Origin of the sequence: Paraburkholderia sp. (assembly GCF_035656215.1) — a bacterium.
Classification (GTDB): domain Bacteria; phylum Pseudomonadota; class Gammaproteobacteria; order Burkholderiales; family Burkholderiaceae; genus Paraburkholderia.
The window spans coordinates 1-10,376 of the sequence record NZ_DASRSY010000031.1 but is presented as its reverse complement, the minus strand read 5'-3'; the positions used below and the strand labels follow the sequence as shown (position 1 = coordinate 10,376).

The 10,376-nt window shown below is 62.5% G+C and carries 7 protein-coding genes; 5 read left to right on the top strand and 2 right to left on the bottom strand.

What is annotated here, in order from left to right:
- On the top strand, nt 1-928 hold a 928-nt coding region (locus tag VFE81_RS01615; protein ID WP_325042922.1), incomplete at its 5' end, for a xanthine dehydrogenase family protein molybdopterin-binding subunit.
- A 106-nt stretch (nt 929-1,034) separates the two neighbouring features.
- Here VFE81_RS01615 and VFE81_RS01610 read toward each other — a convergent pair.
- Entirely contained in the window at nt 1,035-2,726 is a 1,692-nt protein-coding gene (locus tag VFE81_RS01610) for a methyl-accepting chemotaxis protein (protein ID WP_414695537.1), read from the bottom strand.
- A gap of 901 nt (nt 2,727-3,627) precedes the next feature.
- Here VFE81_RS01610 and VFE81_RS01605 point away from each other — a divergent pair.
- From VFE81_RS01605 to VFE81_RS01590, 4 genes are all read left to right on the top strand, one after another.
- Nucleotides 3,628-5,139, top strand: a complete 1,512-nt coding sequence (locus VFE81_RS01605) for a diguanylate cyclase (protein ID WP_325042920.1) — start codon at nt 3,628-3,630, stop codon at nt 5,137-5,139.
- Between the two features lie 106 nt (nt 5,140-5,245).
- The gene (locus VFE81_RS01600; RefSeq protein ID WP_325042919.1) at nt 5,246-5,860 is read left to right on the top strand and encodes a DUF2239 family protein; all 615 of its coding nucleotides are present in this window, start codon (nt 5,246-5,248) and stop codon (nt 5,858-5,860) included.
- A 415-nt stretch (nt 5,861-6,275) separates the two neighbouring features.
- Nucleotides 6,276-7,841: a methyl-accepting chemotaxis protein gene (locus VFE81_RS01595; RefSeq protein WP_325042918.1), complete on the top strand. Its 1,566-nt coding sequence runs from the start codon at nt 6,276-6,278 to the stop codon at nt 7,839-7,841.
- Nucleotides 7,842-7,971: 130 nt separating this feature from the next.
- Nucleotides 7,972-9,279 carry a solute carrier family 23 protein gene (locus VFE81_RS01590; RefSeq protein ID WP_325042917.1) on the top strand — a complete coding sequence of 436 codons (1,308 nt, stop codon included), beginning with the start codon at nt 7,972-7,974 and terminating at the stop codon, nt 9,277-9,279.
- A gap of 97 nt (nt 9,280-9,376) precedes the next feature.
- Here VFE81_RS01590 and VFE81_RS01585 read toward each other — a convergent pair.
- Nucleotides 9,377-10,376 (bottom strand): cation:proton antiporter (locus VFE81_RS01585; protein ID WP_325042916.1); only part of this gene is annotated, 1,000 nt, incomplete at its 5' end.

Sequence of the window (10,376 nt, the reverse complement as noted above, 5' to 3'; positions counted from 1 at the left end):
GAACGGCACGCCGGTCAAGCTGCAGTGGACCCGTGAGGACGACATCCACGGCGGCCTCTACCGGCCGATGTACTTCCACAAGCTCGACGCTGGCCTGACCGCCGACGGCAAGCTCGTCGGCTGGCGGCATCGCATCGTCGGTCAGTCGATTCTTGCCGGCACGCCGTTCGCGAGCGTGATGGTCAAGAACGGGATCGACGGGACGTCCGTCGAGGGGGCCGCTAACGTGGCCTACGCGATTCCGAACATCTCGGTCGAACTGACGACCACGCAGACCGGCGTGCCCGTGTTGTGGTGGCGGGTGGTCGGTAGCTCGCACACGGCATTCGCGGTCGAGGCGTTCATCGACGAAGCCGCACACGCCGCGGGCAAGGACCCGTTCGTCTTCCGCCGCGATCTGCTCGCGCACGAACCGCGCATGCGGGGCGTGCTCGAACTCGCCGCGGAGAAAGCGGGCTGGGATCCGGCCAAACCGTTGCCGAAAGGCCGCGGGCGCGGCATCGCGGTGGCCGAGGCGTTCAAGACGTTCGTCGCGCAGGTCGCGGAAGTCTCCGTCGATAAGGACGGGAACGTGAAAGTGGAACGCGTCGTCTGTGCGGTGGATTGCGGCACACCGATCAATCCCGACGTCATCGCCGCACAGATGGAAGGCGGTATTGGCTTCGGTCTGGGCGCGGCGTTGCACAGCGCGATCACGCTGAAGGACGGCAAGGTCGAGCAGAACAACTTCGACGGCTACCAGGTGCTGCGGTTCGCCGAGATGCCCAAAGTCGAGGTGCATATCGTGCAGTCGGGCGAAGCGCCGACGGGTGTCGGCGAGCCGGGTGTCGCACCGGTCGGGCCGGCCGTAGCGAACGCGATCTTCGCGGCCACCGGCAGGCGGATTCAGTCGCTGCCGTTCCCTGTCGCTTCGGAAAAGACCGCCTGACGGACTGACCGAAGACGACGCGCCGCGTCGAGATGAACTGCGCTCCCGCGTGCTGGTCACGTGGGAGCGCGACACCTTTCCGAGCGCGTCGTCGGAAAGATTCCGATCAGAACTTATCCCACCCGTCATCGGCACCCGCAGCCGCGCCCGCACCCGCAGTAGCAGGCTCAGCAACCGGTGCGACTGCCTTAGCCCGCACAACGCGCTTCGGGGCAACTGCAACAGCAGCCGTCACCTCGCGCCGCGGTGCTTCACGCCGGGCAGGAGCAGCCGCTACCGCGCGCGCAGCATCTTTCACTTGAAAAAACGCCACGGCGTCATTCAGCTGTTGTCCCTGGTCCTCCATCGACCGCGACGCCGCCGCTGCCTCCTCCACCAAAGCTGCATTCTGTTGCGTGACGTTGTCCATCTGGGTAATCGCAAGATTGACCTGCTCGATCCCGCGACTCTGTTCAGTCGATGCCGCCGCGATCTCCGACATGATGTCGGTCACTCGTGCGACGGCCTGGGTCACTTCGGCCATCGTCTTGCCCGCCTCGCCAGCAAGCGCCGAGCCGTCGCGGACCTTGTCCACGGAGCTGGCGATCAGGTCCTTGATCTCCTTTGCCGCGCTCGAAGAGCGCTGAGCCAGACTTCTGACTTCGCTCGCAACCACCGCGAAGCCCCGCCCTTGTTCACCCGCACGTGCGGCTTCAACGGCCGCGTTCAACGCCAGGATGTTCGTCTGGAACGCAATGCCTTCGATGATGCCCGTGATGTCCGCGATCTTGGCCGAGCTGTCGCTGATGTCGTGCATCGTGTTCACCACCTGACCGACGACCTCGCTGCCCTTTTGCGCCACCGACGAAGCATTCGCAGCCAGCATGCTGCCTTGCTGCGCGTTGTCGGCGTTCTGCTTAACCGTGGAGGTGAGTTCCTCCATGCTGGCAGCGGTTTCCTGCAGCGAAGCAGCCTGCTGCTCAGTGCGCTGGCTCAGGTCCATATTGCCCGCGGCGATCTGGCGCGCCGCGCCGGCGATGCTGGTGCTGCTGTCGCGCACCCGTCCAACGATCGCCGTCAAGCGCTCGTTCATCTCGCGCAGGGCGCTCAGCAGTTTGCTGGTTTCGTCGCGGCCGTCGACGGTGATGCGCGTGCGCAGATCGCCTTCCGACACGGTGCGCGCGACGTCGATCGCAAAACGCAGCGGCCCCGTCACCGCGCGCGTAATCACCACGCACGCGCTGACGGCAAGCGCTAACGCGATGAAGCAGATCGCGATCAGCAGATTGCGCTGGTTCTCGTAATGCGTCGCGTACTCGTTGATAAGTTTTTCCTGACGCGTGTGCGTGTAGTCGGCATACGCGTCGGTCGCGCGAATCAGCGCGGCGAGCAGCGGCCGGCAATGATTGTCCATTTCGACGACCGCCTCGTCACGCTTGTTGGTAAGCGCGAGATTGACGATGTTGGCGGCCACTGGACCATAAGCCGATTCGACCCGATTGATCTCCGCGACAAGGCTGCGTGCTTTCTCCGTCGTATCGGTCGCGTTAGCGATCATGTCGTTGAGCTTTTTCAGGTCGGCTTGCACGTCTTCGTGTGCGCGCGTCACATCGGCTTTTTCTATTTCGAAGTCCTGAGGCTTGGTCACGAGCACGAGGTTGCGCGCCGCGATCGCCCTGCGGTCGACAGCGGTTCGAACTTGCACAACCATGTCGGCGCGTGCGTTGATTCCGCGTACGAAGTTGGAAAACCCATCGGTCGAATCGCTCAGCGCCTTCAGGGAAAGGCCGGAAACCACGACGACGATAAAAGACAGCATGCCGAAGCCGGCAATGAGTTTGGTCTTGATGGTGAGGTTCTTGAGTGCCACGATTTTTTTTCTCCAATAACGAAACGTTAAAGCGTTCGCAATGGACTCTCAGGTCCAGGTATGGGAGCGTCTATCTGGCTGCCGATCATCCCGGCAGCCCCGCGCGGTTTACCCTTCGTGCCTCCCGTCAACGCATCGTTAAAAACGCGTCGAGCGTCGGTCAACAAATAGGTATCCCATTTACCGGTTATCGGATCGGATTCTCATGTACTTAAGGAATCGCGGGTATTTCTCTGCCAAGCTTGCACGCGATGCGCGAAGAAAGCGTCTCTTCCCAGAGGTTCGAATATATTTGGGCGCAGCATGAAAACATTTAATTACATTTTCATTTCGTGCTCCGGCGGCCGCCGCGTGAACAGATGACCTTCTGACGAGCCTCGAATGCCTGCGTGCGCTTTTCCCCAACTACATCCTGAGCACCGAAGACATCGGCCAGGCGATGCTGGAGGTCGCGCGCCATGGCGCCCCCAAAGCGGTGCTCGAGGTCGCCGATATCCGCGGGCTCAGCCGCGCCGCTTCCGAGCCGGCGCTCGATCTGCACGCCAACTGAGCGCCTGGGCGGCCGTCACGGTCACACCCTGCTTCACTTTTTTCCGGGCACGCTTGCGGACGCGTCATCTGCGCTCCGTGCCGTTCCGGAAACAGGACGCCGGCGCCACGCCAGTGCTGGCGGCCGCGGCATGAGGCACGCCATCGTTGAAATTTTCGCGCAGGCCGCCAAAAAACTGGTCTGTTCCCTCGTTTGACGCGCCTCAGCGTCTGGTAGGCTAGCGGTTCACGGGACGCGCCTTCCGGGCGCGGCCAATTTCTTCACGCGCGTGGGGTCAGCGCATGCTCGAATGAAAAGCTCATGGTGACGCGCCGACCGAACATCGTGATTGCCATCAGTCTTGTGCTGGCCAGTGCGATCCTCGCGATTGCGGTGTGGGTATTGGCGCAGATGCGCGATGACGCGCTGCGACGCGCACAGGATTCCGTCTTCAACGTCTCGCTGCTGGTTGAGCGCGACGTGTCGCGCAATCTCGAGATCTACGACCTGTCGCTACGGGCGGTAATGGACGGCCTGAAACAACCCGGGGTGCTGGACTTGCCGCCGGCGATTCGTCAGATGGTGCTGTTCGACGGCTCCGCCAGCGCAAAAGACCTGGGTTCGCTTCTCGTCGTCGATGCAGCCGGCAACGTCATGTTCGATTCGCAATCAACGCCTCCGCGCCCAGTCAATCTCGCCGACCGCGATTACTTCAAGGTTCAGCGCGACTCTCCCAATGTTGGCCTGTATGTCAGCCATCCCTTCCAGCCCAAGATAGCCGGCAAGGACGTGAGCATTGCATTGAGCCGCCGTATCTCGGGGCCAGACGGCAGCTTCGGCGGCGTGGTGGTCGGCACGATGCGACTCACTTACTTCAGGCATCTGTTCGCCGGCATGAATCTCGGTGCGGGTGGTTCGATGGCGCTGATGCTGAGCGACGGCACGATGCTGATGCGGCGCCCCTACGATGCGAAGATCATCGGTCTCAATCTGACCGGCACGTCGAACTATTCGCGCTTTACTGACCAGCCGAGCGGGGACTTCTTCGGCACGGCGGCGATCGACGGCGTCGAGCGCTGGTACGCGTTTCGCCATATCGATATGTATCCGCTGATTCTCGATGTCGCGCTCTCGACGCACGATATCTACGTGGAATGGCGGCGTCGCGCGTGGATCATCGGCTCGCTGATCGCGGCGCTCGATCTCGCGATCATCGCGCTCGCCGTCCTCTTCTCGCAACAACTGCGGCAGCGCCGCGCGGCCGAAGAAGAGTTGCGTGTGCTGGCGTGCACCGACGGGCTGACCGGCCTGAACAATCGCCGCACCTTCGAGGAACATGCGGAGGAGGAGTGGCGCCGCGCGCAACGCAACGGCTGGCCGTTGTCGATGCTGCTGATCGACGTCGACACGTTCAAGGGCTTCAACGATCTCTACGGCCATTCTGCCGGCGACGACGCACTTATCGCCGTGGCGCGCTGCATCGGGCAAAGCGTGCGGCGCCCGGGCGATACCGCTGCGCGCTACGGCGGTGAAGAATTCGCCGTGCTGCTGCCGGATACTGACCAGGCCGGGGCGGTGACCATCGCCGAGAAAATTCGCGCCGAGGTTCAGGCGCTCGAACTTCGCCATGTCGCGAGCTCGCACCATGTGCTGACGGTCAGCATCGGCATTGCGTGCACCAGGAGCCAGGTATTCGCAACGAGCCGGGCGCTCGTCAACGCCGCGGACGAAGCGCTTTATGAGGCCAAGGACGCCGGTCGCAACCGCGTGCTGTGTTATCCGGTGGCGGCGCGGACGCATCGGCAGAGTGCGGTGGTGTCGCCGACGCGTTGAGGCGCGCGAATGGGCTGAGTCCTTCGGATAATTTAACCCGGGTAATATGTTGCATCTATTTTATACCCGGGTATAATTCGACAAATTCATCTTTCTGGAGTTTGTCATGACCACCCATCCCGCTACCTGCACCGCCTTCGAGGGATACCGCCGTATCGCCTCGGGTCCCTGCTCCGAGGTGGCGCTCGCTGTACGAGAGGTGCTGGCGCGCGGAGAACAGGCGCCTGTGCTGATTTTCGACGACATCACCAGTCGTGCGGTCGAGTTTGATTTGCGCGGCTCACCTGAAGAGATTCTGGCGCGGCTGGAAAGCCCGGCGCCCGGCGAGCAACCCGAACCAACCGCAGGCGCCGAAGAGGGCGATGCGCCGCGTGGCCGCGGTCGTCCCAAGCTCGGTGTGGTGGCAAGAGAGGTCACGTTACTGCCGCGTCATTGGGACTGGCTCAACGGGCAATCGGGCGGCGCTTCGGTTGCGCTGCGCAAACTGGTCGAAGCTGCGCGGCTTGCGGGCGAGGACAAGGGCCGCAAACGCGCAGCGCAAGAAGCGGTATATCGCTTCATGACCGCGCTCGCCGGCAACCTGCCTGACTATGAAGATGCTACGCGCGCGCTCTATGCCGACGATCGGGCGCGGTTTGAGGGTATCGTCGCGGCATGGCCAGAGGACGTGCGCAATCACACGTTGCGTCTTGCCAACGGTGCGTTCGTCACGCATCCGTAATTCGACTGCGCACTGGCGAGTGCGCACGCCAACGAAACGTATGGACAAAAAAAAGCCGCTCACGCCGGGGGAGCGTGAGCGGAAAGTCGGAGAGTTACAACAACATCGCGTGCGCTTACTCATGGAGATGAACGCAGCAAACAAAGTTTAAGAGTTCGACCCGCTTTCAAATATCAGACAAATCCCAATCACTGCGCCGACGCGCAAAGCAGGTTGACTGAGCGATCCGGGGCCGTTTGCCAGACATTGCTTACATCATCCTGTCCCGGTTATTCCCGCCATTTTTTGCTTCAGTCTTTGTTATCGCCGCCGTAAAAGAGCTGGCAGCGTCGCCTCGTATCCGAAAAAAACGCGAAATATTTCGCCATGGCGCAGCGGCGCGAGCGTCCCCTCAGGACTTATGAAGGATTGTGAGATGAAGTGGTTCGACCGCATGACCGTATTCAGGAAGCTGCTGTTGGCGTTTGCCGTTGTGATCGGGTTCTGCGTCGTGATCGGCGGGACTTCGCTGAAGACGTTGTCGTCGATGCATGACATTACAGACACCATCTGCGACCAGCACATGAACGGCCTCTACTGGATGGAAGAGGCGAATCGCCACAAGATCGATTCCGATCTTGCCGCCGCGAATCTCGGCTACGCAGCCGATGACGCCGGCCGCCAAAAGTTGAAGGACAGCATCGTCGCTTCGCTCAAGGAGATGCACGGCGCCTACGACCAGTATCGCGCGACCATCGCGACCAGCAAGGGTCAGGAGATGTTCGACGAAGTGCTGCGCAAGTCGGCTGTGTGGGAGGGCATCGTGCATCAGCAGATCGGCCTCGAGCCGATTCCCGCCGGCGTCGACAACAACGAACTCGTGCGCCGCGCGATTGCGTCAAGCGAGGCGCTGCGCGATCGCATTACGGCGCTGATCGATTATCGTCGTCAGCAAGCCAACGACGCCCAGCAGGAGGCGAGCGCTCAGTATCAGCACATGCGCGTCGTGATGCTCGCATTGGTGCTGGGCGCGATCGCGGCGGGCATGTTGCTCGCGACGGTGATTGCGCGACGCCTTGCACGCCAGCTCGGCGGCGAACCGGATTACGCGATGCACATCGCCAACCGTATCGCAGATGGCGACCTGAGCGTGCGCGTCGACACCCGTGCGGGCGATACCGACAGCATGCTGTTCGCACTGCACAACATGCGTGAGCGGCTGGCAGGCATCGTGTCGGGCATCAGCGAGTCGAGCGAATCGATTCTGATGGCCTCGGGCGAGATCGCGCAGGGCAATACCGATCTGTCGCAACGCACCGAAGAGCAGGCTGCCGCATTGCAGGAAACCGCGTCCAGCATGCAGGAACTGACGTCGACGGTGAAGATGAATGCCGAAAATGCGCAGCAGGCGGGCGGCGTCGCGCATGGCGCGTCGGAAGTGGCGGCGCGCGGCAGCAGTCTGGTCGGCGATGTGGTCGAAACGATGCGTGAGTTGGCCGCCGGATCGAAGCGCATGACCGACATCATCGCGGTGATCGAAGGGATCGCGTTCCAGACCAACATTCTCGCGCTGAACGCAGCGGTTGAAGCGGCGCGCGCCGGTGAACAGGGCCGCGGCTTTGCAGTGGTGGCGGGGGAAGTGCGTTCACTGGCCCAGCGCAGCGCGGTGTCGGCCAAAGAGATCAAGGAGCTGATCGAGAGCTCGACAGCGCGCGTGGGCAGTGGCGCCGAATTGGCCGAGCGGGCCGGTCAGACGATGGCGGAAGTCACGCATGCGGTCAAACGCGTGACCGACATCATGGGTGAGATTTCGTCGGCGTCGCAGGAGCAGAGCACCGGCATCGAGGAAGTGAACCGCGCCGTCGCCCAGATGGACGACGTGACCCAGCAGAACGCGGCGCTGGTCGAGCAGGCGGCCGCCGCGGCGGCGTCGATGGCGGGCCAGGCGAGGCAGTTGCAAGCGGCGGTCACCGTGTTCTCGCTGGAAGCGCGGCGTGGATGATGAGGGGACTTTGCGCGTTTATTGCCGCCCTTGCCAGGCCTGGTGGCTCTCCGTACACTCGCGCGTAATTCCCGGACGGCGCCGATTGCTGCGCCGTCCACCATAACGCCGACAGAGGAGAACCCCCGCCATGGCCGATTCCTATTTCCCACGCTGGCGCGCCCAGCCGGACGCTGCCGAGGGCCGCATTGTCGGCACCGACGAGCGCCTCGCGTGGCCGCAGATGTTTGCGATGGGCATTCAGCACGTCGTTGCGATGTTCGGTTCGACCGTGCTTGCGCCATTGCTGATGGGCTTCGATCCGAACCTGTGCATCTTCATGTCGGGGATCGGCACGCTGCTGTTCTTCGTACTGGTGGGCGGACGCGTGCCAAGCTATCTCGGCTCGAGCTTCGCGTTCATCGGTCTGGTGATCGCGGTGACGGGGTATGGCGGCCACGGTCCGAACCTGAACATTCCGGTGGCGTTGGGCGGGATCATCGCATGCGGGGTGGTGTACGCGATCATTGGACTGATCGTGTCGGCCGTTGGTACCCGATGGATTGAAACACTCATGCCGCCGGTGGTGACGGGCGCGATCGTCTGCGTGATCGGGCTGAATCTTGCGCCGATTGCGGTGCATGGCGTGAGCGGCAGCAACTTCGACTCGTGGATGGCGCTGGTGACGGTGCTGTGCGTCGGCGCGGTCGCGGTGTTTGCGCGCGGCATGCTGCAGCGTCTGCTGATTCTGGTCGGCTTGCTGATGGCGTATGTGATTTACGCGATCGTCACGAATGGCCTCGGCATGGGTAAGCCGATCGACTTCGCGATTGTGGCGAACGCTGCGTGGTTCGGCATGCCGCACTTCACAGCGCCGGTTTTCAACCTGCCGGCGATGACCTTGCTCGCACCGATCGCGGTGATTCTTGTTGCTGAGAATCTGGGGCACATCAAGGCCGTGAGCGCGATGACTGGTCAGAATCTCGACCGCTATGTCGGCCGCGCATTTCTCGGCGATGGACTCGCGACGATTCTGTCTGGCTTTGCCGGCGGCACCGGGGTGACGACTTACGCCGAGAACATCGGCGTGATGGCCGTCACCAAGATTTATTCGACGCTGGTGTTTGTTATTGCCGCGCTTATTGCTCTTGTGCTTGGCTTCTCGCCGAAGTTTGGGGCGGTGATTCAGACCATTCCGGGGCCGGTGCTCGGTGGCGTGTCGATCGTCGTGTTCGGCTTGATCGCCGTGACCGGCGCACGCATCTGGGTCGTGAATAAAGTCGACTTTTCCGACAACCGGAATTTGATCGTTGCGGCGGTGACGCTGGTGCTGGGGGCTGGGGATTTTTCCTTGAAGCTCGGGGGGTTCGGACTCGGCGGGATCGGTACCGCGACCTTTGGCGCGATCATTTTGTACGCGCTCCTGAGAAGGAAGCCGGCGCAGGGGCCGGTGGCCTGATTGACCTGGGCGATGGCCTTTTCTTTTGTGATTGAGAGATCACGCGATCAAGAGAAAGGCCATCGCCGCGTCGCGACGCTGACTGCTACTGCTACCTCTATCGCTTCCGCACGGTCAGCGCCGTCTCCGATAGATCCACCTCGCGCATGAGCTTGTTCAACGTCTCGTCATTGATTTCCTGACTATTGCGCAGCGCAAGCAGCACCTTCCGCTCGGCTCGCATCGCCGCCAACTTCATCCGGAATTCCAGCGCATCGGCACGGCGCGCCAGTTCACGTGGCTCCTGTTCGTCTTCTAGTGTGGCGAGCCGTCGTCGGTAAATGTCCATGACTCGCGCGGTGACATCCGCCGCGTATGCCGATGCCGACTCATCCAGATCCGCGCAGTCGGTATCGTGTACTTCGTCAACCGCGCGAATCGCTGCTTGCGCCGCCATCGTGCGCGCCAGCGCTTCCTCCGCGGCATGCGGATCCTTGCCCCGCCGCCAGCCCCGCAACAACAACGGCAACGCCACCACCGCCACCAGCAGCGATAAAAGAATCACGCCCGACGCAATGAAAATCGCCAGGTCACGCCCCGGCAGCGGCGCACCGCCCGGCAACACCTCGGGCAGCGACAACACACCCGCCAGCGTCACCGCGCCACGCACGCCAGCTACCGTCGTCACTGTGACCGTGCGCAACCCCGGCACGGCGTTCACCACGCCGTGCTTCGCCGCGCCGCGGCTCGCGAACCAGCGCAGCAGCCAGACCCATACGAAGCGCAACGCGTAAAGCGCCGCCGCCACGGCAGCGATGTAGCCGATCAGCAGCCACACCTGCGCGTCGCCGGTTTCGTGCGCGTCGAGCAACGCCCGGCCAAGAATGTGCGGGAACTGCAATCCCAGGAGAATGAACACCATGCCGTTGAACACGAACTCGATCATCGTCCACGTGCTGTTCGCGCGCACTCGCGACGAAACCGGTCCGACATTCACAATGCTCGCGTAATTCATCATCATGCCGGCTGAGACTGCAGCCAGAATGCCCGACAACTCGAAGCGCTCGGCGATCAGATAGGCGGCGAACGGCATCAGCAGCGTCATCACCACGCCGGGT

Excerpts from the sequence above, each read along its gene's own strand:
- VFE81_RS01610 (WP_414695537.1), bottom strand. The coding sequence starts at position 2,726 with ATGCTGTCTTTTATCGTCGTCGTGGTTTCCGGCCTTTCCCTGAAGGCG.
- VFE81_RS01605 (WP_325042920.1), top strand. The coding sequence starts at position 3,628 with ATGGTGACGCGCCGACCGAACATCGTGATTGCCATCAGTCTTGTGCTG.
- VFE81_RS01600 (WP_325042919.1), top strand. The coding sequence starts at position 5,246 with ATGACCACCCATCCCGCTACCTGCACCGCCTTCGAGGGATACCGCCGT.
- VFE81_RS01595 (WP_325042918.1), top strand. The coding sequence starts at position 6,276 with ATGAAGTGGTTCGACCGCATGACCGTATTCAGGAAGCTGCTGTTGGCG.
- VFE81_RS01590 (WP_325042917.1), top strand. The coding sequence starts at position 7,972 with ATGGCCGATTCCTATTTCCCACGCTGGCGCGCCCAGCCGGACGCTGCC.